The 25,363-nt window shown below is 47.8% G+C and carries 23 protein-coding genes, 1 tRNA gene and 2 pseudogenes; 11 read left to right on the top strand and 15 right to left on the bottom strand.

What is annotated here, in order from left to right; genetic code table 11:
* A pseudogene (locus tag DU481_RS10265) lies at positions 1 to 101 on the top strand (IS1595 family transposase); the annotation flags it as partial.
* A gap of 142 nt (positions 102 to 243) precedes the next feature.
* On the opposite strand, the gene DU481_RS10270 reads toward DU481_RS10265, so the two are convergent.
* From DU481_RS10270 to DU481_RS10310, 9 genes are all read right to left on the bottom strand, one after another.
* Positions 244 to 621: a hypothetical protein gene (locus tag DU481_RS10270; protein WP_350134250.1), complete on the bottom strand. Its 378-nt coding sequence runs from the start codon at positions 619 to 621 to the stop codon at positions 244 to 246.
* Between the two features lie 53 nt (positions 622 to 674).
* Positions 675 to 968: an antirestriction protein gene (locus DU481_RS10275; RefSeq protein ID WP_350134252.1), complete on the bottom strand. Its 294-nt coding sequence runs from the start codon at positions 966 to 968 to the stop codon at positions 675 to 677.
* Positions 955 to 1,092, bottom strand: a complete 138-nt coding sequence (locus DU481_RS10280; RefSeq protein WP_350134254.1) for a hypothetical protein — start codon at positions 1,090 to 1,092, stop codon at positions 955 to 957. The genes DU481_RS10275 and DU481_RS10280 overlap by 14 nt, the downstream gene beginning before the upstream one ends.
* Before the next feature lie 85 nt (positions 1,093 to 1,177).
* A complete protein-coding gene (locus tag DU481_RS10285) occupies positions 1,178 to 1,330 on the bottom strand; it encodes a hypothetical protein (RefSeq protein ID WP_350134256.1) in 153 nt (50 codons plus the stop codon).
* 201 nt (positions 1,331 to 1,531) lie between these two features.
* Complete coding sequence (locus DU481_RS10290) at positions 1,532 to 2,023, bottom strand: hypothetical protein (RefSeq protein ID WP_350134257.1); 492 nt, start codon at positions 2,021 to 2,023, stop codon at positions 1,532 to 1,534.
* Positions 2,024 to 2,109: 86 nt separating this feature from the next.
* Entirely contained in the window at positions 2,110 to 2,466 is a 357-nt protein-coding gene (locus DU481_RS10295; RefSeq protein ID WP_350134259.1) for a hypothetical protein, read from the bottom strand.
* Positions 2,467 to 2,608: 142 nt separating this feature from the next.
* Positions 2,609 to 3,019 carry a hypothetical protein gene (locus DU481_RS10300; RefSeq protein ID WP_350134260.1) on the bottom strand — a complete coding sequence of 137 codons (411 nt, stop codon included), beginning with the start codon at positions 3,017 to 3,019 and terminating at the stop codon, positions 2,609 to 2,611.
* Positions 3,020 to 3,092: 73 nt separating this feature from the next.
* A complete protein-coding gene (locus tag DU481_RS10305; protein ID WP_350134262.1) occupies positions 3,093 to 3,386 on the bottom strand; it encodes a hypothetical protein in 294 nt (97 codons plus the stop codon).
* Positions 3,387 to 3,903: 517 nt separating this feature from the next.
* On the bottom strand, positions 3,904 to 4,212 hold the full coding sequence (locus DU481_RS10310) for a hypothetical protein (protein WP_350134263.1): 309 nt from the start codon (positions 4,210 to 4,212) through the stop codon (positions 3,904 to 3,906).
* A gap of 496 nt (positions 4,213 to 4,708) precedes the next feature.
* Between DU481_RS10310 and DU481_RS10315 the strand changes: the two genes are divergently transcribed.
* Entirely contained in the window at positions 4,709 to 5,323 is a 615-nt protein-coding gene (locus DU481_RS10315; RefSeq protein WP_350134265.1) for a PEP-CTERM sorting domain-containing protein, read from the top strand.
* 437 nt (positions 5,324 to 5,760) lie between these two features.
* Here the strand turns inward: DU481_RS10315 and DU481_RS10320 are convergent.
* The 4 genes from DU481_RS10320 to DU481_RS10335 form a co-directional block, all read right to left on the bottom strand.
* Positions 5,761 to 7,133, bottom strand: a protein-coding gene (locus tag DU481_RS10320) for an IS3 family transposase (RefSeq protein ID WP_350134266.1) whose coding sequence is annotated in 2 segments (ribosomal slippage) — positions 5,761 to 6,797 and positions 6,797 to 7,133 — 1,374 coding nt in all. Because the reading frame shifts where the segments join, the coding sequence is not laid out codon by codon here.
* A gap of 200 nt (positions 7,134 to 7,333) precedes the next feature.
* Positions 7,334 to 8,317 carry a serine/threonine protein kinase gene (locus tag DU481_RS10325; RefSeq protein ID WP_350134268.1) on the bottom strand — a complete coding sequence of 328 codons (984 nt, stop codon included), beginning with the start codon at positions 8,315 to 8,317 and terminating at the stop codon, positions 7,334 to 7,336.
* A 106-nt stretch (positions 8,318 to 8,423) separates the two neighbouring features.
* The gene (arfB, locus tag DU481_RS10330) at positions 8,424 to 8,855 is read right to left on the bottom strand and encodes an alternative ribosome rescue aminoacyl-tRNA hydrolase ArfB (protein ID WP_350134270.1); all 432 of its coding nucleotides are present in this window, start codon (positions 8,853 to 8,855) and stop codon (positions 8,424 to 8,426) included.
* Between the two features lie 408 nt (positions 8,856 to 9,263).
* A tRNA-Lys gene (locus DU481_RS10335) sits at positions 9,264 to 9,339 on the bottom strand.
* Between the two features lie 410 nt (positions 9,340 to 9,749).
* On the opposite strand from DU481_RS10335, the gene cysD reads away from it, so the two are divergent.
* From cysD to galU, 4 genes are all read left to right on the top strand, one after another.
* Positions 9,750 to 10,646, top strand: coding sequence for a sulfate adenylyltransferase subunit CysD (cysD, locus tag DU481_RS10340; RefSeq protein WP_350134272.1), 897 nt, complete (start codon positions 9,750 to 9,752; stop codon positions 10,644 to 10,646).
* On the top strand, positions 10,646 to 12,553 hold the full coding sequence (gene cysN / locus DU481_RS10345) for a sulfate adenylyltransferase subunit CysN (RefSeq protein ID WP_350134274.1): 1,908 nt from the start codon (positions 10,646 to 10,648) through the stop codon (positions 12,551 to 12,553). The genes cysD and cysN overlap by 1 nt, the downstream gene beginning before the upstream one ends.
* 221 nt (positions 12,554 to 12,774) lie before the next feature.
* Positions 12,775 to 13,809, top strand: a complete 1,035-nt coding sequence (gene galE, locus DU481_RS10350; protein ID WP_350134276.1) for a UDP-glucose 4-epimerase GalE — start codon at positions 12,775 to 12,777, stop codon at positions 13,807 to 13,809.
* A gap of 74 nt (positions 13,810 to 13,883) precedes the next feature.
* On the top strand, positions 13,884 to 14,774 hold the full coding sequence (galU, locus tag DU481_RS10355; RefSeq protein ID WP_350134277.1) for a UTP--glucose-1-phosphate uridylyltransferase GalU: 891 nt from the start codon (positions 13,884 to 13,886) through the stop codon (positions 14,772 to 14,774).
* Positions 14,775 to 14,922: 148 nt separating this feature from the next.
* Here the strand turns inward: galU and DU481_RS10360 are convergent, their stop codons facing one another.
* Together DU481_RS10360 and DU481_RS10365 are read right to left on the bottom strand one after the other, a co-directional pair.
* On the bottom strand, positions 14,923 to 15,939 hold the full coding sequence (locus tag DU481_RS10360; protein ID WP_350134279.1) for a copper oxidase: 1,017 nt from the start codon (positions 15,937 to 15,939) through the stop codon (positions 14,923 to 14,925).
* A complete protein-coding gene (locus tag DU481_RS10365; RefSeq protein WP_350134281.1) occupies positions 15,936 to 17,645 on the bottom strand; it encodes a multicopper oxidase domain-containing protein in 1,710 nt (569 codons plus the stop codon). Before DU481_RS10365 ends, DU481_RS10360 begins: the two co-directional genes overlap by 4 nt.
* A gap of 420 nt (positions 17,646 to 18,065) precedes the next feature.
* On the opposite strand from DU481_RS10365, the gene DU481_RS10370 reads away from it, so the two are divergent.
* The 5 genes and pseudogenes from DU481_RS10370 to DU481_RS10390 all read left to right on the top strand — a co-directional run bounded on the left by DU481_RS10370 (position 18,066) and on the right by DU481_RS10390 (position 25,232).
* Positions 18,066 to 19,151 (top strand): efflux RND transporter periplasmic adaptor subunit, encoded by a 1,086-nt coding sequence (locus tag DU481_RS10370; protein ID WP_350134282.1) that lies wholly within the window; start codon positions 18,066 to 18,068, stop codon positions 19,149 to 19,151.
* Between the two features lie 41 nt (positions 19,152 to 19,192).
* Positions 19,193 to 22,351 carry an efflux RND transporter permease subunit gene (locus DU481_RS10375; RefSeq protein WP_350134284.1) on the top strand — a complete coding sequence of 1,053 codons (3,159 nt, stop codon included), beginning with the start codon at positions 19,193 to 19,195 and terminating at the stop codon, positions 22,349 to 22,351.
* Between the two features lie 146 nt (positions 22,352 to 22,497).
* Positions 22,498 to 22,956, top strand: a pseudogene (locus tag DU481_RS10380) (shikimate kinase); the annotation flags it as partial.
* A gap of 60 nt (positions 22,957 to 23,016) precedes the next feature.
* Positions 23,017 to 24,114 (top strand): 3-dehydroquinate synthase, encoded by a 1,098-nt coding sequence (aroB, locus tag DU481_RS10385; protein ID WP_350134307.1) that lies wholly within the window; start codon positions 23,017 to 23,019, stop codon positions 24,112 to 24,114.
* Complete coding sequence (locus DU481_RS10390) at positions 24,111 to 25,232, top strand: deoxyguanosinetriphosphate triphosphohydrolase (RefSeq protein WP_350134286.1); 1,122 nt, start codon at positions 24,111 to 24,113, stop codon at positions 25,230 to 25,232. Before aroB ends, DU481_RS10390 begins: the two co-directional genes overlap by 4 nt.
* The last annotated feature ends 131 nt before the right edge of the window (positions 25,233 to 25,363 follow it).

Here is a 25,363-nt window from a genome sequence, read left to right on the forward strand (position 1 = left end):
CTTTCTACCTGCACTTGAAAGAAACCGAATTTCGTTTTAATCATCGCCGTGATAATCTCTATCATGAAATTCTTAAATTGTTACGTTTAAACCCGCTTTAACTTCCTAAGACCCTAATAATAATTTTATTCATATGTAACCTGAAACTCAGTGCTATATGGATCTTGCAGCCATCTCAGTATTTTGGCCGTGGGATCTGCCTTTGTGCAGCTTGCTTCAAGCTTGGGAATGATGTCGTCTTCTTCAGCACTGAACATTGGTTGATTCCTGTAAATTAGGTAACTTGCGGCTAGTATATACAAACCTGTCTATGGTAATGATGGTTAAGTTAATGGCAGAGTCACTGCCAAATCCAAAACTCAAGAAGGGTGTGAAGGTGAAGAAAGGTGGTGCAAAGGTGGGCGCCTGCTTTTCTTGCCATGCATGGATCTTCGCCAATTTCTCCATCTTTACCATCTTTTTCTGGTGCGCTGTACGAAAATGCCGACGCAGAAATTTCCGGTGCGAATCCAGAAAATTCTCCGAGATATTTTCGTCGTTGACGGGGGAAAAGGCGGTGAAGGTGGTAAAAATGATGAAATCCCATGCGCGGTAAGGCATTCCGGCCGCCACCTTTGCCACCGGCTTTCACCTCCTTTCGCCCCCTTTGCAGCGCCTCCACTCCCCGGAAAGTGTCAGTCAACAGCCCCCAAAATACTCCGGGCTTCTGTGTGCCCCAACATATAATCCCCCAGCCAATGATACCGATTGGCACAGATTCCAGCCAACTCCTGATTGCCACTGAACGATAAATGACTATAGGCATACAGACAAACCGTGATACCCAGCGCATCTCCGGAAAGTTTCCCCTCAAAACCGTTCTCACAGATCACCTGGAACGATTGATCAGAATCCGGCGCCATATAGAAGCCACCGTTACTCAATGCATAGAATTCCCAGTATCCGCCATTGTATTCAGGTGCGATCATTCCCGGCGATTCTATAGACGGCAGGCTCAAACCGCATGGGAAAGTGAACACCAAAAATATTGGCTGTGTGATTGATGCGTTGATTGATTGGTACAAGTTTACGTGTGATCGTTTTGTTGGTCATGATTCTTGCTCCTGTAGAAAAAAACGGAGCAGCACAAATGAATGCGCTACTCCGGATAACTGTGAAACAAAGAGAAATCAGTGATTCAGTCAGTACTAAACACCGTCATCATTTCATCGGGATCAATTCTGGCCATCAAGCTGGCTTGGGCTGTTACCGCTTCAGCCAATGATTCGTCGGAAATATCCCAGGAAAGGACATCATTGACTGCATCGATTAGATAGTTTTGGTAATTCATGGTAAATCTCCTTTATTTAAGTAGGGTTGTTCAATTAAAATTCTCGAATGGCGAGCCCAAAGAATTGCCATCGTAGGAAAGGAAAATTGAAGCGGGTTCGGCATACGGTCGGTATTGACTTGCCGAATGATTGAAAAGCTAGAACTGCCTTGTACTGCTTGGGTTTGCGGGAATGACTATTGAGGGAACTGCGGACTTCAACTAGCTGGGTGAGATTTTGTTCTTTGATGCGGATTTCTTGGTTGGAACTACCGGTTTTGCGTCGTCAGTCTTCAGATCGACTTTCGATTGAATCAACTTTTCAATCTCGGTCATGAATGCGTCAGAAGGCAGCCGCTCATAGTGCTTCGGATGATCCTCCAATTGACTCACCAAACCTTCTTGTTTCAGTACTGCCAGCAGAAAAGCCGGTGTGTTGAGTGACTTGCCCTGAAACAGCGGATAAAGCAGTAATGACACAATCGGTTTATTGTCGGGTTGCCGATCGAAGATATTCAAAATAGTATCCAAAGCGATCCATTCTTTACTGAAGAAACCGCCGCCGGTGTTATTGGCGATTCTAAATAAGATTTTGGACTTTTCATTGCAACCGATGTGGTAGGTCAATGTGGATTTGTCGGAGAGGGAAGGGCAGGTAGCTACCTTGAGGATACGGATGGATGGGTCGAGATTGATCAACTGACTCGTTTTCATGATAGAACTCCTTTTGTTTATGTGGGTTAGTGATTGGTTGCCCCTGTTGCTTTCAAATAAGATGGATGAAACTGCGCAGCCGAAAGTTACTTGATGGATGCCAGTACTGCGATACCGGAGAATTGCTGATCAGTGACATCCTTCAAATCACCAACACCGGTTTCGATAGCACCGATTTCAGCAACATATTGACGGGCGCGAACAATATCCGTGGTCAGTAACCACAAGCTGGAATCATTCACGACGATCCGAAGTACGGTTACGCCGCTCAGCACAGCAGGATGCCGATGTAATACATCCAGCAAGGCCAAGCACTCGGCATTAGCACGAGATAGTCCTGCATCAAATTCCATGATGGCCGCGCGTTCCTCAAAATCTTCACGCATACGATCATCGAGCCTATTGACCATATCTGAAACAAGTGTATTGATAGGTGTTTCCATGGGAATCTCCTGGAAGTTGGGTTGGAAAGAGAAAAACTGGAATTCTGAAAAGCTGAGAAACTTGAGAAGGAGAGAAAACAGGGAAGGAAAAACTGAAAATCTGGAAAACTGAAGATGTGAGAATGCGGGTGGTAGCTGGGATTCAGGAATGTATCGGTGCTAATGCCGGTACGGCATATTCAGTGCAGAGCGCCAACAACTGGAGATCGATTCCTGAAAGCTTCGGGATGAAGATATCGATGGCAAAACCTTCGTCGTTGAGGATGAATAACATCTCGTAGCAATTCCCGTGATCTTCCAATGCTTCAAAGCAGGGTGTGAAATCGGAATCACCGAAGTGCGTGCCATCTAGGGCGTTGTGAATAATTGAACAGCACGTTTCCGATTCCAGTGACTCTATGCTGTCACCGGGATCAACCACGATCATGTAGCCATGACGATCGTAGTAGTAAGGTTCACCGGAAAGAATCTGAGAGAAGCGGTGACTGACCAAAGCCCGGATAGATGGATCGGCAATGCGATGAATCAGTGATGGACCATGCAGGATAATCATGAATTACCTCCTTATTTTGGACGAAAAAAAACCTGCACAGGGCAGGCTTGGATTGAAAAAACTGTATTTGATGTCAGATGTTAAGCAGAAGCGGTAAACCGTGAAAGATGATGAAATATAGCCAGACAATCTGTAGAACAATACCGGCTATGGTGATGAGAAAACGTATGAGGGCATATTTGATGCTATCCCAAAAACCTATTCCCTGCATAAGCGTGAGCATCCTGGATATGCCTGAATGATCGGTGATCAGCCAACGGAATAGCCCTGAAACAGTTTTATCCAGAGTTCTTGCGGTGAATTTTGCAGCTTTCCACCCCGGTGATTTGAGATTGCGCATAGACTGTTGTTTAAACTGCCTTGCCATTGACTACCTCCTGATTTATTGCAGGTGCAAGAATTGGAAACGGAAGGGCGGTGTTATTGACTTACTATTGATGGTGCAGAAAAAATTGGGAATTTTTAGATTTAACTGCAAGAAAATAAATGAGGTTTAACGTCAAAAATGGGGAAAAACTCGCCGCGTATCGCCGGGCTGAGTTTTGAGGTGTGAGGTGAATTTACTTATCGATACGATTCATGGAGTTACTGTCGATAATCGGGCTTGCTTGAAAATGTGACCGTGGGAAATCGCACCGCTTCGGATTTGTATTCCAGTGTGTACCATGCTCTCCTGATTTTTTTGCTTTCAATTCTTCGACTACTTAACTTGTAGTGTAACCTCAGTTAAGAAATATGTTTTTACAGGGCAAGGTCAGATTGGGATGGGTTGGTTTGTGTGGAATAAAAACCCCGCCGGGGCGGGTTAAAGAAATAAATTGAAGCCTGCTAATAATTTAGAAATTTGAGTATAAGTTGGTGCGATTTGACCAGTTATTTATAAACTATGGCGGGTATCTATATTTACTATTGGGTCCTATAGAATTGTCTGGATTTTCTTCTAAAATAGGTTTTGTTGAAAGGGATGGGCGGGTTAAGGAGTTATCTTGTTGCTTTTTATCTCTATCCAGGGGGCTTGTTGTTTCGGGCCGTCTGTCGACCTCTTCCGGAATGCGTCCGGATTCTGACGTATCAATTGGTTTTTCGACATTCAAATCTAATGGCTGGTTTGATTGAGCAAAAGCCGATGAACCCGACATATAGACCGACCCAATAATTAAAGCTGCTAGTAAGCCATTAATAGAGATATACATATGAATACTCTCACTGTAAAGAAGTAGTTCACAATTCCATTTTTTAACCGAAATCTTATTCAGATTACCACATTTCAAACAATAAAAAACCCGCCTAGGCGGGTTTGGTATAAAGATAAGGAAATTTAACTGCAAGAAAATAAATGAGGTTTAATGCTAAAAATGGGAAAAAGTTGCCGCGTATCGTCGGGCTGAGTTTTGAGGTGTGATGAGCACGTCTTGCCGATATGAATCATGGGGTTACTGTCGATGCCTGGCCTGCTTGAAAATGTAACCGTGGGAAATCACACTGCTTCCGATTTGTATTCCAGTGTGTACCATGCTCTCCTGATTTTTTCTGCTTTCAATTCTTCGACTACTTAACTTGTAGTGTAATCTCAGTTAAGAAATACGTTTTTACAGGGCAAGGTCACGGGATAGATGTCCTTAAGCATTTACAGAGGGAGGATTTAAGCCTATCATGCTATTCATTATTTCCTAACCACTAGATAATCCAATGAATTTCAATAAAACTAAACTAATCATTTTTGCCTTTGCAAGCTTCACAATCGGTAGTACCCAAGCCGCATCAATCATCGACTTTGAAGACGTACCCTTTTTTCCAGGAGTAGCTGCTTCTTATCCATCAGCTGGCTACCAAGGCTTTGATTGGACTGGTGGTTGGGGCGACATTAGCTGGGTCATTTCTCCCAAAGATGATAACGGGCTCGGTGGATTCAAGGAGCCGTATTCGCATTCGGGTAACAATTTTTCTTGGAGTAACGGGGGAACTGATCTTGCACTCACAGTTCATGGTGGCGGTACGTTTGATCTTGCAAGTTTCTGGGTACGTACGCCTGCTCAACCCTTAAGCTTGACTGCGCATGGCTATTTGAGTGGTAGTGAAGTCTTCACGCAAACTTTTACTGCTACCGAAGATTATGCGGAGATCACGACAAATTTTACCCATATCGATCGTTTCACCCTCGTTCCCGAAAGAACTGCAAACGTGCTGATCGATGACATTAATGTAGCAAACGTCAGTGCGATACCAGAACCCGAGATTTACGCCATGTTACTGGTTGGTTTAGGCTTAATGGGATTTATGACTTATCAACGCAAAGTTATTTAGTATATTCAAATAAAGCACCCCGCTGCTTGCGGTGGGGTGTTAATAGCGCTCTTCAATCTGTCGGTTTTTAACCAGCTTTCGCCCCAAGAGCGGGGAATTGAACCCGCAGAGATTAAAGTGCAAAGTGATGATCTGACCGCACCGGCTTCCGATCCACATTCCGGGACTGGGCCAGTGAGACCACCGCCTACCCGCAGGAAGTCTGTGAAATGTCGCTTGCCCATACCTGTACGTCGTCAAAGCAAACTGGACAGCTGGATGCCTAAATCAAGAGATGCTTTAGCTGTAAGAAATCTCAGGGTTGTTTACAGAGAGGTTGATAGAAATAAGCGTTGAGTATTTCATAAGGGGTGGCATTATTCAAACTCTTATGAGGCTTAACGGTTGTACGTCGTCAAAGCAATTTGGACAGATGATTGCCTAGATTAAGAGATGTTTTAGCTCATCAGGTCTGAGTTTGTTAATTTTTTAGCATAAAACATCTGGCGTCGCAAAGCTAAGGTTCGCCGCTTTATTTTTTCTCTTTCATCCAAAATAGATTGTCCCCGGCCATAAAAGACATCGGCCGGTGTTAGATTATTGAGTGATTCATGATAGCGCTCATGGTTATAGTAATCGATAAACTGTCGAATACGATCTTCCAATTCGTTAGGGAAGTAGTAGTTTTCCAGCAAAATCTGGTTCTTCAATGAACGATGCCAGCGCTCGATTTTACCCTGAGTTTGTGGATGATAGGGTTTACCGCGTGTATGGATCATATTTCGATCTTCAAGATAATGCGCCAATTCACTGGAAATATAACTCGGGCCATTGTCACTTAATAATCGCGGTTTATGTTTGACTTTGATCTGGTCAAGTCCTGTAAAGCGTAATGCATCATCGAGGGTATCTGACACATCACCGGTGCTCATAGAGACACAAAGCCGCCAGGCAATGATAAAACGCGAGAAATCATCCAGCACTGTCGATAAGTAATACCAGCCCCAACCGGTTATTTTGAAATAGGTAAAATCGGTCTGCCACATTTCATTGACACGCGTTGTGGGATGCTGAAACTTGTCTCTTGCCTGCATGAGAATATAGGCCGGGCTTGTAATCAGATCATGGGCTTTCAGTAGCCGATAAACTGACGATTCCGATACAAAGCTGGATTGTTCATCAATATACGTCACAGCTAATTCCCGTGGTGACAGTTCAGGCTTTTCCAAAGCGAGCTTGATAATCTCCGCTTGCTGGTCTTCCGGCAGTCTATTCCATACCAATCTGGAACAGGTTTTTTGATCTTCTAGTCCATCTATGCCACCTGATTGATAGCGCTTCAGCCAATTATAGAAAGTGGATTTGCGAATACCAAGCCGCAGCAGTGTCTGACGTACTGATAAATTGGATTGTTCAACCAGACGAATGATCTCGAATTTCTCGGATGCGGAATATCTCATATACCGTCCTCCCCATCCCCGATCATACTTTTTTTAAGTAGGCGGTTTTCCATTAACAACTCCGCCACGGTTTCTTTGAGTGCACGGGTCTCGGTACGCAGGTTTCTCACTTCATCCGAAGTCGCTTCACGGGCAGTATCCCCGGCTAATCGCTTCTTCCCAGCTTCCAGAAATTCCTTTGACCAGCGGTAATAGATATTAGTATTGATACCTTCCCGGCGGCATAGCTCTGCAATACTGTCTTCGCCTCGAAGACCTTCCAGCACGATACGAATCTTTTCTTCTGCTGAACAATTGCGGCGGGTGGCACGGCGTATATCGCGTACGGTTTTCTCAACACTGCGGTTTTGAATGTTCTTCTCTGTCATCATCGTTCCTTTTTTAGGGTTACGATGAGCCAAAACTACCCCTTATGCAATCAGGCTTTTTTGTCCAACTGGCGCTGACGGCATACAGGACTCCATTTTTGACAACAATGCCTCCCATGAATCCAATGATATTCCAGCGAAGTTTCTTCTGTTTTGAGCTTGATCTACAAAAGAAGATATTACCCACCTTCGTTGCATCTCAATCAAACCAGCCGAAGCGGCGAATCGCTCATCAATGCAATCTGCTCTCGCAATTCCAGAATGCGCTCTTCCCAGTAACGCTGCGTATTAAACCAGGGAAAGGCTTGCTTGAAAGCGAGATCGTTCCATCGCTGCGCCAGCCAGGCGGAATAATGAATCAGACGCAAGGTGCGTAGCGCTTCGATTAAATGCAGTTCGCGTAAATCGAAATCGTAAAAGTCTTCATACCCAGCCACTACATCATTCAATTGCCGCACTATGTCGGTACGATCGCCCGACAACAACATCCATATGTCTTGTATTGCAGGCCCCATACGGCTATCGTCAAAATCCACGAAGTGCGGACCGCTATCTGTCCACAGCACATTACCTGCATAACAATCTCCATGCAAACGCAGCGTTCTCACACTACTACCGGCACGTTCAAAACAACAACGAACACCAGCCAATGCTTGTTCGGCTACGCTGCGGTACGCAGCATCGAGATCGGCAGGAATAAAGCTGTTGGATAGCAAGAAATGAAGCGGTTCGTCTCCGAAACTTGCGATATCGAGCGTGGGACGATGCTGAAACGGTTTGATTGCACCAATGGCATGAATACGGCCAAGAAAACGCCCCATCCATTCCAGCGTATTGCGGTCTTCAAATTCAGGCGCGCGTCCGCCGTGTCTGGGAAAAACGGCAAAACGGAATCCTTCGAAGCTGTGGAGTGTTTTTCCATCCACTATCAAAGCGGGTACTACTGGAATTTCCCGATCAGCCAATTCCTGCACGAAAGCGTGTTCTTCCAGGATGACCTCATCCGTCCAGCGCCTCGGGCGATAGAATTTTGCTATTAGCGGCAAACCTTCTTCCATGCCAACCTGATAAACACGGTTTTCATAGCTGTTAAGCGTTAACAGACGGCCATCGCAGCGATAGCCCAGACTATCCAGTGCGTTCATGACGCAATCAGGCGTCAATAAAGAGAAAACTGGTGTTGTCACGGTTTAGCACTTTGCGCATGGATTGATCTTCGTTTGCTTCCTGCAGATGGCACTGCTGAAGGCACGACTCTAGCTTTCCTGATGTACGTTATTATTTTCGATTCTATCACTCCTCGCCGATCTTGCTGCGTAACGATTTTCTTCGACTTTGAATCGCTTTGCTTTCCAGACGTTTTATTTGGGAAGTTTTGGTCGGCTTGGTGGGGGTTCGAAGCTTTACCGCAACAGTAACACCTTTGATCAATTCACGTAGCCGATTGAGCGCATCTTCCCGGTTCTTGACCTGACTGCTAAACCGCTGCGCCTTGATGATAATGACACCTTCGCTGGTGATGCGGCTGTCTTTTAATTGCAATAGCCTTTCCTTATAGAGTTCGGGTAGCGATGAAGCTTTGATATCGAATCGCAGATGAATCGCGGTCGATACTTTGTTGACATTTTGCCCGCCGGAACCTTGCGAGCGTACTGCCTGAATCTCGATTTCAGCCAACGGAATCACGAGATTGTTGGATATTTCCAAGTGGGTTAATATTTCCATTTCCATTCATCCGTACTTCGATCGGTAATCACCCTTAAAATTCTCCTGCTCAAAATTAGAGCAAGATACGTGAATTATCTGAAGTGTAGATTATCTGGAATAACCACTTAATATTTTGAATCACAGCTAACCGTGATAATGATGATAGGAGGAGGGGAACCAATGAAGGCTAAATTACACTAATTGGTTGAATCAGCTCTCCCTTCTTTGATTCTATAACCGCATCAACCAGTGCATAACACATCAGTGCATAGCCGGATGGTTGTCCTTATTCTTTCGCCAGTATAGTCAGACGCAGCGGCTACTCACAATGTTTACAGAGATTTAATTGGAAAGTTCAAGAGATTAAATTTTTTAAAAAATAAAAAAGGACTATAAGTCTATGACCTGTAGTCCTTTTATTTGTTTTGGTAGGTCGTGGCAGATTCGAACTGCCGACCAACGGATTAAAAGTCCGCTGCTCTACCGGCTGAGCTAACGACCCAAAGCGCGGCATTATACCTGAATCAATTGCGGATATAAATGGCTTTCTCAGATTGTGTGCTCATTTTTATAATAAGGAGTGAATATAATGTTTTGTTGACTGACATTATTGCGAGTATCGGATAAAATATTCTTATAGGTTGAGGTTGGCAAGAATAGGTAAAAAATTTACAGTAATCGCACTAAAAGCTCGACGTTGTAAATAATATTCCCTGAGCTATAAATCAAAATCCACATCCCGTTTGGGATTTATTCTGTCTAAGATTAATGGACGTTTTTGGCGTGCTAATCACCATTCTGCGGCAGTAAATGACTATAAGAAAAAGTAGTTCATTTCATATTAAATGCATCCGAGGCTATTTAATATAACGCTATACCGGCTGTGTTTACCAATAAAGGAAACAATTAATAATGCTGACACATTTACAGCGCCTTGAAGCTGAGAGTATTCAGATCATGCGGGAGGTGGTTGCGGAATGCGAACACCCGGTGATGCTCTATTCCATTGGAAAAGATAGTGCAGTGATGCTGCATCTTGCAATGAAAGCATTTTATCCTTCAAAACCGCCGTTTCCGTTGCTGCATGTCGATACTACCTGGAAATTCAGGGAAATGATTGAATTTCGCGATGTTATGGCGAAAAAGCTTGGACTCGAGCTGATCGTTCATATCAACCCACAGGGTGTGGAAAAGAAAATTAATCCATTCACGCACGGCTCGGCGATTCATACGGATATCTGGAAGACTGAAGGGCTGAAGCAGGCGCTGGATAAATATGGCTTCGATGTGGCATTTGGCGGCGCGCGCCGGGATGAAGAAAAATCCCGTGCCAAGGAACGCATTTTTTCCATCCGCTCCGCGCAGCATCGCTGGGATCCCAAACTGCAACGCCCCGAACTCTGGCGGTTATACAATGCGCGTAAGCATAAAGGCGAAAGTATCCGGGTGTTTCCGCTTTCCAACTGGACAGAACTTGATATCTGGCAGTATATCTATCTGAATAATATACCTATTGTGCCATTGTATTTTGCCAAGAAACGGCCTGTGGTCGAGCGCGATGGCACCTTGATCATGGTGGATGATGAGCGTTTACCGATGCGGGAAGGTGAGCAGCCGATGATGAAAAGCGTGCGATTCCGTACATTGGGTTGTTATCCGCTAACCGGTGCGATTGAAAGTGAAGCCGATACGTTGACGGCCATTATTCAGGAAATGCTGCTTACCAGAACATCGGAGCGGCAGGGGCGGTTGATTGATCACGATTCAACCGGTTCCATGGAGAAAAAGAAGCAGGAGGGCTATTTCTAATGGCGCATGTATCTGATTTGATAGCCGAGGACATCGAGCTATATTTGAAAACACACGAGAACAAAAGCCTGCTTCGTTTTATCACTTGCGGTAGCGTGGATGACGGAAAAAGCACTTTGATCGGGCGTCTGTTGTATGAATCCAAGATGTTGTTTGAAGATCAACTGACTCAATTGGAAGCCGATTCCAAAAAAATGGGCACGCAAGCCGGAGATTTGGATTTCGCACTTTTGGTAGATGGACTGACGGCTGAGCGCGAACAAGGTATTACCATTGATGTTGCGTATCGCTTTTTCTCCACGGATAAGCGCAAGTTTATCGTGGCGGATACGCCGGGGCATGAACAATATACCCGTAACATGATCACCGGCGCATCGACTGCGGATGTGGCCATTATTCTGATCGACGCGCGCAAGGGCGTATTGACGCAAACGCGGCGGCATAGCTATTTGGTTTCGTTAATCGGCATCAGGCATGTGGTGCTGGCGATCAATAAGCTCGACATGGTGGGATATTCCGAAGAGGTTTTTAACCGGATCGATCACGACTATCGTGTATTCGCCAAAAAGATCGGATTACAAAACATTGTCGCCATCCCAATGTCGGCATTGAAAGGCGATAATATTACCGAGTTGAGCAGGAATACGCCGTGGTATAGCGGTGACACCTTGATGAGCTATCTGGAGAATGTGCAAGTAGAAGATGCCGCTGAACAATCCGGTGTTTTTCGTATGCCGGTGCAGTGGGTAAATCGCCCCAACCTGGATTTCCGCGGTTACTCCGGCATGGTGGTGCGCGGAAGTGTCAAACCGGGTGACGCCATTCGCGTTCTGCCATCCGGACGAGAAAGTCGCGTTGCGCGCATCGTCACGCAAGACGGCGATCTGGAAAAAGCTATTTCCGGTCAGTCGATTACACTGACACTCACAGATGAGATCGATATCAGCCGGGGGGATGTTCTGGCAACCACCGATTCACCACCCGGAGTAGCCAATCAATTTGAAGCCACGGTGGTTTGGATGACCGATGAGGCGATGTTGCCCGGCAGGCCCTATTTGATGAAAATTGGCACAAAAACAGTAACGGCCAATGTCTCAACGCTGAAACACAAGGTCAATGTCAATACACTCGAGCAAGTTGCCGCGACGAAATTAGAGCTCAATGAAATCGGAGTGTGCAATTTGAGTACGGATCAATTGATCGCATTTGATCCCTATAGTGAAGATCGCGATACCGGCGGTTTCATCATGATTGACCGGTTAACCAATAATACCGTTGGTGCCGGCATGTTGCATTCGGCCCTGCGCCAGCCGCACGAGAATAGCCAGTGGCAAGATATCTCTGTGAATAAGCAGGCGCATGCTACGCTCAAGGGGCAGAAGCCCTTTATCATCTGGTTTACCGGGCTGTCCGGTAGCGGCAAATCGACCATCGCTATTTTGCTCGAGCGAAAGCTTTACTCGCTGGGTAAGCATACTTATTTGCTGGATGGAGATACTATTCGTCATGGCTTGAATAAAGATCTCGGTTTTACCGATGCCGACCGGATTGAAAATGTCCGGCGTACTGCGGAAGTCGCCAAGTTGATGGTTGATGCTGGGCAAATCGTCTTGGTTTCAATGATTTCACCGTTTTCCGCCGAGCGCGAGATGGCGCGTGAATTGGTAGCGCAGGGGGAATTCTTTGAAGTATTTGTCGATGTACCGATCCAGGCAGCGGAAGAGCGAGATCCTAAGGGATTGTATAAAAAAGCGCGCAGCGGTGAACTGAAAGATTTTACCGGACTCGATTCACCCTACGAAGCGCCGGAAAACCCCGAAGTCCGCATTGATACGACGACTCATACACCCGAACAGGCGGTTGAGCATATTATCAATTATTTGCTGGGCATTGGTGTTCTCGGTTGATTTAATGTAGTCAGCCGTATTGGCTGAACAGTGAGCGCATCGGGATAAGCCGGATCGGTGAAATTCCAGTCAATAAACCGGCAAATCAAAGCTCAACAAGCTTGAATGCTGTGCGTTCATGAGAGCCGGAAAATAACTCCCAACTCCCCGTATCAACGCTTACGATTCCTGGCGCATTTTTGGCGCTGTATGCCGGTCATTTATAGTCGAGGTCTCACATCATGATTCTTGTTACGGGCGGTGCCGGATATATTGGTTCGCATACTTGCGTGGAATTGTTGAATGCAGGATTTGATATTACTGTTTTCGATAATTTTTGTAACAGCAATCCCGAAGCATTGGCCCGGGTGCAGAAAATTACCGGCAGGAAACCCGCACTAATAACCGGCGATTGCCGTGACCGTGCCGCCTTGGTGGCTGCCTTGCAGAAGAGCAAAGCCAAAGCAGTAATCCATTTTGCCGGACTAAAAGCCGTCGGGGAATCGGTAGAACAGCCGCTTTCCTATTACGATAATAACGTAAGCGGTACATTACGGTTATTGGAAGCGATGCAGGAGTGCGGTGTCAAAACCTTGGTATTCAGTTCTTCCGCCACAGTTTATGGTGACCCGGTGCGGTTACCGTTGACCGAGGATCACCCGCTGTCCGCAACGAATCCCTACGGACGCAGCAAGTTGATGATCGAAGAGATTCTGCGGGATTTGCAGCACAGCGACGCTTCATTCCGCATTGCCATCTTGCGGTATTTTAATCCGGTGGGCGCGCATGTGAGCGGGTTAATTGGCGAAGATCCACAGGGAATTCCCAATAATTTGATGCCTTTCGTGGCACAGGTCGCGATAGGGCGAAGAGACGCCTTGAACGTGTGGGGAGATGATTATCCCACACCGGATGGCACCGGCGTGCGCGACTATATTCACGTGGTCGACCTGGCGCTGGGACATCTGAAAGCGCTGGAAGCGCTCGAAGCTGCGCGCTCCGTACAAGGTGATCAATATTCCGGTTGTTTGACCGTAAATCTAGGCACTGGGCGAGGTTATAGTGTGCTGGATGTGGTCTGCGCCTACGAACGGGCGAGCGGGCGGCCTATTCCCTATAAGATCGCTCCCCGGCGCTCTGGTGATATTGCGTCTTGTTATGCGGATCCAAAACGTGCGCTCGAGTTATTGGGCTGGCAAGCAAAACTTGGATTGGACGATATGTGCGTGAGTAGCTGGCACTGGCAGAGTATCAATCCCAAGGGCTATCAAAGCTAATTGGAGTTTTTGTTCCGGTTAACCGGAATCTCGTTAAGGCGATAGTGGCGACTTAATAGTAAGGAGAACTATAAATGAAAGCGATTAGAAAAGCGGTCTTTCCTGTAGCTGGATTAGGCACGCGTTTTTTGCCGGCAACCAAGGCGAATCCCAAGGAAATGCTGCCCATCGTTGATAAGCCATTGATCCAATTTGCTGCTGAAGAAGCGGTTGCCGCGGGTATTGATGTGTTGATTTTTATCATCGGGCGTAATAAAAGCTCAATCCCCGATCACTTTGATAAAGCATTTGAATTGGAAGCAAAGCTGGAAGCAGGAAGAAAACAGGAGATGCTGAATATTGTCCGCAATATACTGCCGCCGCATGTGGATTGCGTTTATATCCGTCAAGCCGAAGCGCTCGGGTTGGGACACGCTGTTTTGTGCGCGCAATCGGTTGTCGGCGATGAACCTTTCGCGGTATTACTGGCTGATGATTTAATCGATGGCGGTGACCGCAGTTGCCTCAGTCAGATGGTGGATATTTACGCCCAGCATCATTGCTCGGTTCTGGGAATCGAACAAGTTCCACCGAATACGGTTAACCGTTACGGTATCATCAGCAGTGCGCCGATTGCCAATAACTTGTCCAAGGTCAATGCCATTGTTGAGAAGCCGCCGATTGACAAGGCACCGTCCAATCTCGCGGTGGTTGGCCGCTATATTCTCACGCCACGTATTTTCAAACTGCTGGAAAAAACAGAGCGGGGAGCCGGTAACGAGATTCAGCTGACGGATGCCATCGCGAAGCTGTTGCAAGATGAAACGGTGCTCGGTTATGAATTTGACGGTAAGCGCTTTGATTGTGGCAGCAAATCCGGGTATCTACAGGCGACTGTGGAGTTTGCTTTACAGCACCCCGAACTTAAACAGGAATTTGAAGCCTACTTGAGCGATTTGGTTAGAAACTTTCCTCAAACGAATTAATGGGCTGTTTGAATCGCCGTGCGTTAAATTGAGGTTGCTGCAGGCGTGGTTTCAGTAGCGATAATCAAAAGAAACCGGCCGGATACATCCACTTGCAGGTGTATCCGGCCGGTTTTTTTATTGCTGAACTGATCGATTGTTACCGAACTTAATCAGCTTTCTTTGTACGCAACGGGATTTTCTTAAACAGTGGTATGCATAGAAGCCCGATCAACGCGCCAATCAGCATCATGCCATAGTTCTGAAAATTATTATTGGTGAACGACGTAATTTGCCGCACCATTGCGCTTTGTTCCGCTTTATCCGAGACTTTGGGTAGATTTTCCGCTTCGTACGTATCGTTGATGTTATAAGGCGTTACACCGGGAATACTCGGTATGTTCTCGGCTCCTTTTCCAACCACCAACTGCGCTTTCATACCTTTTTCCATGTGATGGGAAATGTCGCAATGGACGAGAAACGTATCGTCCGATCCCGGTACGATGATGGTGCCGGTGACTGTTTTGGGTCCGGTTACTTCCAGGTGGAACATGCCATATTTATAGAGATATTTGGGCAGTCCGTGCATCATGAATTGGTGCCGGATATTATCTTCGTTGACAAAGTGCCAAGTGACCTTGGAGCAAGGTTTGACATGCCATTGCTGTTGATCGAATGCAAAGGCGGTACCGGGAAATTTGGCGGAATATTTTCTGCCGGCGCGCACGGTTATTTCCACTTCCTCGGAAATGCTTTTACAGCTGCTGGGCAGTTTGTCGAGGTTTTGTCCCATGATCATGGTACCTTCGTGATCCATTATATGATCATGATCCATGTGGTGGTGGTGGTGTCCATCACCGTGCTCCGCGGATTGCGCGCTGGTGTCATGTGCGCTGTGATCAGTATGCTGCTCTGCGCTGATGTCATGCGCGTCACTATGATCATGTGCACTGTGATCATGTGCGCTGTGGTCATGTGCACTTTGTTGGTCATGTGAACTGTGATCATGGCCGCTATGATCTTCGGTCTGCTGCTTCTCAGCCGCTGCTGGAGCTTGATTCACGCCGTGACCGCTATGATCGGAGTGATCATGTGCACCGCCGTTTGTTTTTTGCTGAGCAATGGCATTCGAGCTGACCGCGAGAATTCCAGCCAGTAAGAAAGTAATGGTTGTTGTCTTTATCATTTTTGGTTACTCCCTTTGGCCCCTTTTAGGCGAGAAACTGCCGTAATAGCGCTTTGTTTGATTTGCTCCCGTTTGGCGAAAATCAGATAAATTACCAGTCCGATCAGCAGACCGATCACACCATTCAATAATGAGGTCTGCTCTTGTGCGCTGAGACCGGTTTGTCCGCCGGGTGAACCGAGGCTGGACCATTCATCCAGATCCTGCCAGACTGGAATTCTTCTTTCGTAATATTCCTTGGTAAAGAATTTGTTGAGATCAATGCCGAAGTGACTAACTTGCGGCAAACCGCTGTCATTCAGGTAGGATTTGTACACAATGGAACTCATACTGCCGCCTTCGGCCATGCCGTTGGTGGTAATTCCTTTTTCCCGGTGATCATGAATCAACCAATCGCCTTCGCCATAACTGTGTTTTCCATCGTTGACGGTTTCGAGCTTCAGGTCGAGGCGTTGCGCCGGCGCCATGTCGAATACGTCGCGCATGATTTGAGCAACCGGATTATGTTCCACGCCGTCGTAATGTGTAATCGTGGCATGATGGCCGTGCGTATGGACCGCAATCGATTCGCCGCCGCTATTGAGCAGGCGCAATTTAATTTTCTGATCGGGTTCAACGATGATTAGCGATTCTCTTAACGTATAAGGAAACGACAGGCCGTTCAGGGTGTAATAATCTTCGGTCGAATCGGTGATGTCGTAGCGTTGATTCATATCGCGCGCGATGAGCCGCGGATCGTTGTATTTCTGTGTGATTTCACTGAGTTCTTTGTCCATCGCGTGATAGTGCAGATCGTATTCCTGATCGAAATTTTCACGCACTGCAACGGAGGAATGGCGGACATGACCAGCACCGATATTCAATGTCTGCAGCCAGTTATTCGGTCTATTTTCTTCAACGACGATCATGCCAGCCAATCCCATTGCCAAGTGGGTATGCGTTTGCACGTGGCAATGATAGAACATGGTGCCCGGTTGGCGCGCTTGAAATTCATAGATGCGCCGTTCACCCGGCATTAATTCTTTTTCACTGGTTTGCGGCACGCCGTCATTGCCGCCATGATCTTTATGCGAGAAGGGATGATCGACGCCGTGCAGATGGATGCTATGGGGAAAGTAGTGCGTGTTTTCCAGTACGATTTGAACGATATCACCCACTTCAACCCGAATCACGGGTGATGGCAGGCGCAGTAGGGGGTTAGCCCGGACGCTTTCAAAATTCTCGGTCGACATGCCGCTGGTTTTTGGCGCAAATACCCAAGCGCCCGGTTGTACGCCCGGAGCAATATCGAATGTTGGCACTAAACCGGGGAAATCAGGGGATTTTCCATTCAGCTCCATGATTTCCAGTTTGATGATAATCCGGTCGGGATCACCGTCACCGTCCAGATCATCGGTTTTGATGATGGCATCCGGTGAAAGGCCGGTTTTCATCAGGGTGTCCATGGAGACGTGATTGGTTCCTTTGACTGCCGCTGCGATCCAGGCAGGGTTGTCTGGACTGCAGCCGGGTGATGCTGCAATTTTTACGCCATCAATTTCCTGAGCTTCCCGCCATGCTGGTGAAATCTTAGGATCGCACATCGGTTCAGCGGTTAACGCGGCCGGATCAACTTTCACTGTTTCTGGCAGCTTCAGCGATGCCTGGACCGCTGCTGACGACAGCAAGGAGAAAATCAATAGGGCAATAACAATACGAATAGGCATATTAACGCACCTTTAAAATTTATCGAGTATTAAAAATAAATATGGCTGATCAGATCAAGCAGTTTTAATACGACCGGTATCAGTTCAATAGCCAGATCTAACGGCTATGACAGAACTGTAGGCACAAACACTTAACTGTGTATTTGCTGGCAGGTAAAATTATGAGGAATATCTTATCTTCATATATGCAATACTTCTACATTATCCGTCAAGCTACCATGAGCGGCTATTATACAGAACCCATTTCTGCTTTTGTGGTTTTTCCATAGTGAATAGAATTTTGAATTTTTAATTTTTGAAGTAATGATTCGAGTGATAATCCCCGGTTTTTTAGCTTTTTTCGTCTACTGCTATCCAAAATTTCTGCGAACCGCCGGAATCGATAAGCAGGGCTGCGTCAATTTCTGCTGTTATGGTTTAATGGCTTTGTTGCTGATGGCGTGTAGCGGTAACAAACCTGCGCAACCGGCACCCGGTAAGAATCAAGCCATACCAGCCACGATTGTGGCTGTGCAGCCGGTGATAATGCCGGTCAGCCTGGAAACGATCGCGCAAACCGAAGGCGCTAAGGAAATTGAAATCCGTCCGCGTGTAGGCGGTATTTTGCTCAAACGCTTGTATACCGAAGGAATGGCTGTGGAAGCCGGTCAGCCGTTATTTTTGATCGATCCGGAACCATTTCAGAACGCTTTGGCGGAAGCCAAAGCGGCGCTGCAAGAACAGAATGTGCGAGTATTGCGCGCGAAAAGCGATGAAGACCGGCAACGGCAATTGCTGGCGGAAAATTTTGTCAGTCAACGTGCCTATGACTTGGCTAAGGCCGATCTGGCGATTGCCGCAGCTGCTTTACAGGCGGCCAAAGTCCGTGTGCAGCAAGCGGAACTCAATCTTTCCTATACTACCGTCAGAGCGCCGGAAAAGGGTGTGACAGGCCGATCGCAATTGTCCGAAGGCACGCTGATATCAGCCAATAGCAGCTTGCTGACGACCTTGACGCAATTATCGCCGATCTGGGTGAGATTCAGTTTCGCGGATAATGAAGTCGCTCGATTGGGCGGGCACTTAAGCGAAAAAAATGTGCAGCGTGTAAAAATGATTTTGCCGGATGGATCGGAGTATGAGCAGGAAGGAAAAATCAATTTTGCCGCGAGTAAAATCGATCCTCAGCTCGGTACGCAGCAACTGCGCGCAACCTTTGCCAATGAAGATCAACGCGTATTTCCTGGACAATTTGTCCGGATACGGATCACTGCTGGAGAACCGAGGGCTGTTTTCATGGTGCCGCAGGTGGCTGTGCTGACTTCGGATAGAGGGCGCTTTGTCTATGTGCTGAACGACAACGATGAAGCCACACAACGTCCTGTTATCGTGGATAACTGGATGGGGAAAGACTGGATTATTCTGGAAGGATTGCAAACCGGCGATCGCGTGGTGGTTGACAATCTCATCAAGCTGATGCCGGGCAAAAAGGTCGAACCACAAGTGCGAGATCAGCTCCCTTCTTGATGACCGGGCTTGGACTCCATCAATAACTAACCATTGCATTTATGGCCCAATTTTTTATTACTCGACCGATTTTTGCATCGGTATTGTCGATCATTATCGTTTTAGCAGGATTGGCAGCAGCTACGCAATTACCAATTGAACAATATCCGAAAATCACGCCGCCGACGGTTATCGTAACCGCTACCTTTCCAGGCGCAAATGCCGACACAATGATCAAAACGGTGGCTGCGCCGATTGAGGAAAAACTCAGCGCCATCGAAGGTTTGCTGTATTTTAGCTCCAGCGCGGATTCCAGCGGACGGCTGACCATCACCATTACATTTGAAATCGGTACTGACATAGACCGTGCCACGTTCAATGTCAGTAATGAAATCAACACGGCATTGGCGCGTTTGCCCGATGAAGTCAGACGCTCGGGTATTACGGTGCAAAAGCGTTCAAACGATTTATTGCTGGTTTTTGCCGTAACTTCAAAGGACCCCAAACATACCACGTTGTTCTTGAGCAACTTCATCACCAACAACATTCTCGATGATCTGCGGCGTGCAACCGGTGTTGGCGAAGCGCGGATTTTCGGTGCGCAAGATTACTCCATGCGCATTTGGTTGCGGCCTGACCGGATGGCGCAGCTGGGCATCACCACTAGCGATATCGCGAATGCTGTTCGTACGCAGAATGCGCAGCAGGCCGTCGGAAAAATCGGCCAGGAGCCTGCGATTGCCGATCAGCAATTGGTATACACCGTAACTGCAAAAGGACGGTTATTGGAACCGGAAGAGTTTGAAAATATCATTTTGCGTTCGGACGGGCCGCGTGGCGTGCTGTATCTCAAGGATGTGGCGCGCATTGAACTGGGTGCGCAGGATTATTCCGCGCAGACACTGCTGAATGGTGAACCCGGTTTGGGAATTGGCATTTTCCTGCGTACCGGCGCCAATGCGTTGGAAACCGCTGCGGCTGTGAAAGCCCGCATGAACGAACTGAAGCATTATTTTCCCGAGGGTTTGGAATACTTTATTTCGTATGACACCAGCGTATTTGTTAAAGCGTCTATTTGGGAGGTAGTGAAAACGCTGGGTGAAGCGATGTTGCTGGTGGTTCTGGTGGTTTATGTGTTTTTGCAGAGCTGGCGGGCGACGTTGATTCCAATTATTGCCATCCCGATTTCCTTGATCGGTACGTTTGCCGGATTGTGGTTACTCGGGTATTCGATCAATACGCTGACACTGTTTGCGATGGTGCTGTCGATCGGCATTGTGGTCGATGATGCGATCGTCGTGCTGGAAAATATCGAGCGCTTGATGTCGCAGGAAAATCTGTCCCCGATCGATGCCGCCATCAAGGCAATGCAGCAAGTATCGAGCGCGGTGGTAGCGATGACGATGGTTTTGGCGGCGGTTTTTATTCCGGTGGCTTTTCTGGGCGGTATTGCCGGTGAGCTGTACCAGCAGTTTGCCGTGACGGTGGCGGTTGCGGCGGTGATTTCCGGTATTGTGGCATTGACTCTGACGCCGACACTGTGTGCGGTATTACTGCGCTCCTCGCATCGGCGCTCGGTTTTTTTTGATTGGTTTAATGATCATTTCGAGCGAGTGCGCCGGTTGTACGTCGATATGGTCGGTTTGAGCCTGCGCCATTCCGGCCGGAGTATATTGCTGTTTGTGGTGATGATTGGCGGCCTGGCTTATCTGGTCAAAAATATTCCGGATAGTTTCGTGCCGCCGGAAGATCAAGGTTATGTGATTGCGGCGGTCATCCTGCCCGATGGTGCAACATTGGCGCGAACCACCAAGACGGCCAACGCCATCAGTACCGAGATGGGCAAGGAATCCGCCGTGGCTTTTCAGTTTGCCGTGAATGGGCTGGATTTTATTGGTGGTGGTAATAAAACCAACGTATCGACCATGTTTGTGCGGTTGAAGGATTGGTCGGAACGCACAACGACAGCAGCCGATATTGTCGGTAAGCTCTTCCTGGTCGGTGCGCAGCAGCCGGATGGTCTGGCGATCGCGTTTAATCCCCCGGCGATACGCGGTCTGGGAAATACCGGCGGGTTTGAATTATATGTGCAGAGCCGCACCAATTCGGATACCGCGCAATTAACCGCAGTGGTGAACGAGTTGATGCAAGCGTTGAAACAAGATTCCAAGCTGGCCAGCGTCAATACCTTTTTACGCTCGACGGTGCCGCAATATTTTATCGAAGTCGATGAAGCCAAAGCGATCACGCAAGGTGTTCCCATTGCGGAAATCTATGCCACGTTGCAAAGCACCATGGGCTCCTTTTACGTGAACGACTTTAACCGCTCCGGACGGACCTATCGCGTGCAATTACAGGCGGAAGCGGCTTATCGCATGACCGCGGAAGATTTAGGGAAAGTGTACGTGCGTGCGCAATCCGGCGCGATGATTCCCTTGTCGGCACTCAGTAAAGTGAAACATATCACTGGTGCGGAGCAATTGGAGCGGTTTAATGGATTGTTGGCGGCCAAAATAGTCGGCAGTGCGGCGCACGGTGTCAGTTCCGGCGAAGCGATTGCGCTGGTTGAGCGGATTGCCGCCGAGACGCTGCCGGAAGGTTATCAAATTGCCTGGACCGGTACCGCATTCCAGGAAAAGAAAATGGGTTCGGCGGCGATTTTCGCTTTCAGTCTGGCGGTGGTGATGGTTTTCCTGATTCTGGCGGCGCAATTTGAAACCTGGGCCTTGCCGCTGGCGGTCATCATGGCAATTCCATTTGCGATGGTAGGCGCGCTGGTGGCGATTTTGCTGCGCGATATGCCCAACGATATTTATTTCCAGATCGGTATGGTGACGTTAATCGGCTTGACCGCAAAAAACGCCATTCTACTGGTTGAATTCGCCAGCCAGAAAATGAAAGAGGGAATGAGTATTCAAGCGGCGGCGATTCAATCGGCGCAGCTGCGTTTCCGGCCTATCGTCATGACTTCGATGGCGTTCATACTGGGCGTCGTTCCTTTGGTGATCGCCACCGGCGCCGGTTCGGCGGCGCGCCAGTCCATGGGGACCGGTGTTTTTGGCGGAATGATCATGGCCACTTGTGTGGCGACGATATTCGTACCGTTATTTTTTTCCTGGTTTGTGCGCAATCAAAAAAGCATGCAAGCTGAAACCCTGCAGAATGTAGCGCGGCAGTCCGCGGCACTGTCTTATAGACCCGTCAAGAAACCCCGCGAGTAGTTTATTGGCAGCGCTGAAACCATAGGTGCCCCTGCGAAGGGAATGCGAATTCGGCTACAATCGCACCTATGAATTTAAGCAAAACAAAAATACTGCAACCCATTCAGAAAAAACTGGGGCATACCAATATCATTCTGGTCGGTATGATGGGGGCCGGAAAAACGACTATTGGCAAAGCCTTGGCGAGTTCACTGGATAAAGAGTTCGTCGATTCCGATCATGAGATTCAGGAACGCACCGGGGTGAAAATTCCGGTTATTTTTGAGATTGAAGGTGAAGCCGGTTTTCGCAAACGGGAATCGGAAGCGCTGCTTGAGTTGAGTCAAAAACGGAACATCATTTTAGCTACTGGCGGCGGCGCTATTCTGAATGCTGAAAACCGGCAATTGCTGAAGCGTAGCGGTATCGTTATCTATTTGCGCGCATCGGTTAACGATCTGTACCGGCGCACTCGCCACGATAAAAACCGGCCATTACTGCAAACACAGAATTTGTACGCCCGCTTGAATGAACTCTATGTGCAACGCGATGCACTGTATCGCGAAACTGCGCATGTCATTATCGACAGCGGAAAACAAGGTGTGCGCTTTTTAGTACAAAAACTGATTAACAAATTAATATCGATTGATTTCAACACTATCATGCAAGGTGATCAGAGCAATATTATGCAAACCATTACGGTTGATTTTACCCCGTCAGCGGAAAAGCGCAGTTACCCGATCCATATTGGGCACGGTATTCTGCAGCACGTTGATTTGATCGTATCGTGCTTGCCGCAAAAGCGCGTTGCTATCGTCAGCAATTCCACCGTGGCGCCGCTCTATCTGGAGAAACTGCAAACGGCGCTGGAGAAGCGGGGGGTTCGCACGATGCCGATTATTCTGCCGGATGGTGAGACCCATAAAAACTGGGAAACGCTTAATATCATCTTCGATGCGTTGTTAAAAAATCACTGCGAACGGAATACCACGATACTGGCGCTCGGTGGTGGTGTGGTCGGTGATCTGACCGGATTCGCGGCGGCGACTTATTTGCGCGGCGTGCCTTTTATCCAGATTCCGACGACACTGCTGGCGCAAGTGGATTCATCGGTAGGCGGTAAAACCGGCATCAATCATCCGTTGGGTAAAAATATGATCGGCGCTTTTTATCAGCCGCTGATGGTGTTAGCGGATAGCGCAACGTTAAATACCTTGCCCGATCGAGAGTTACGCGCAGGTTTGGCGGAAGTCATCAAGTACGGTTTGATCCGCGATCCGGCCTTTTTTGATTGGCTGGAGCAGAATATGCACCGCTTATTGGCGCGCGATCCAGTGACCTTGAACGAAGCGATTCAGCGCAGTTGTGAAAATAAAGCGGAGATCGTCGCCGCAGATGAAAAGGAAAAGGGTATCCGGGCTTTGTTGAATCTGGGACATACTTTTGGCCACGCGATTGAGAACGGCATGGGTTATGGTGTCTGGCTACATGGCGAGGCCGTGGCGGCCGGAACGGTAATGGCAGCGGAATTATCCCGGCGCATGAAGCTGATCGGCGAAGCGGATGTTCAGCGCATCCGCAAGATTTTTATCCAGGCGGGATTGCCGGTTGTTGCACCGAAAATGCCAGCGGAGAAATATTTGGAGTTGATGCTGCTGGATAAGAAGGTGGAGTCCGGCAAAACGCGCTTTATCGTGCTCAATCGCATTGGTGAAGCAGTGATGCGCGCAGATATCACACCCGCCGTTTTGAATGAAACCATCCTGGCTTGCATGGCGGAATGAGTAAACGGGTTGCTTATGCCGTGTCTTGCGATAATTCGCGCGGGCGGGTGATTCAGGAAGAACTGGCGAACGGGCGCAGTGAATTTCAGCGCGACCGTGATCGCATCATACATTCTGCCGCTTTCCGCCGCCTGGAATATAAAACTCAGGTGTTTGTTAATCATGAAGGCGACTTGTTCCGCACGCGCCTGACGCATAGTTTGGAAGTGGCGCAGATCGGGCGCTCGATTGCAAGAAACTTGGGATTAAACGAAGATCTGGTCGAAGCCATCACACTAGCGCATGATCTGGGGCATACCCCGTTTGGGCACGCCGGCCAGGATGCCTTGAACGACTGCATGCGCGATTACGGCGGCTTTGAGCATAACCTGCAATCCTTGCGGGTGGTTGATGTGCTGGAAGAGCGATATGCGGCTTTTGATGGTCTGAATCTCTGTTATGAAACGCGCGAAGGAATCATCAAACATGTGGCGAGGAAAAATATTCCCAAGCTGGGTTCCCTGGGTGAACGGTTTTTGCAGCATAAAAGGCCTTCTCTGGAAGCGCAACTGGCCAATTTCGCCGATGAAATCGCTTACAATAATCACGACATTGATGATGGATTGCGCTCAGGTTTAATCACATTGGGACAGTTGCAAGAAGTATCTATTTTTTCGCGCCACTTGCGACAGGTGCAAAATAAATACCCTGTGTTGCCGGAACGCAGAATGGTGTATGAAACAATCCGTAGCATGATTAATACACTGGTTACCGATCTGACCCGGCAAAGCACCTGTAACATCCAGGATGCCGGTATCAAGCATCTGGCCGATGTGCATGCAGCGCCGCCGCTGATCGGTTTTAGTCAGCAGATAAAGCAGGAGCAGCAGGAATTGAAGAAATTTTTATTTGATAATTTGTACCGGCATTTTCGTGTCGTAAGGATGAGTAACAAAGCGCGCCACACGATTGAACGGTTGTTCGCGGCATTCAGCACGGAAGTGCAATTGCTGCCGGTCAAGTATCAGAAAAAATTTGCACAGGAAGGGCATCAGGCAATCGCAGATTATATTGCCGGGATGACAGATCGCTATGCGATCAAAGAATATCAGCGCTTATTTGCCATCGCGGAAAGTTAATTTTTTAGTGTTTGTTAAAGTGACGGCCGCTGCATTTGCCGGATTAACAATATACGTGATCGCTATTCGCTGGTAATATTAACGATTGAAAAAAGGCCTGATTCTGGATAGAAACAGCCTTTCAAAAGAAA

The sequence above is a fragment of the Nitrosomonas sp. genome (assembly GCF_040240425.1).
Taxonomy (GTDB): domain Bacteria; phylum Pseudomonadota; class Gammaproteobacteria; order Burkholderiales; family Nitrosomonadaceae; genus Nitrosomonas.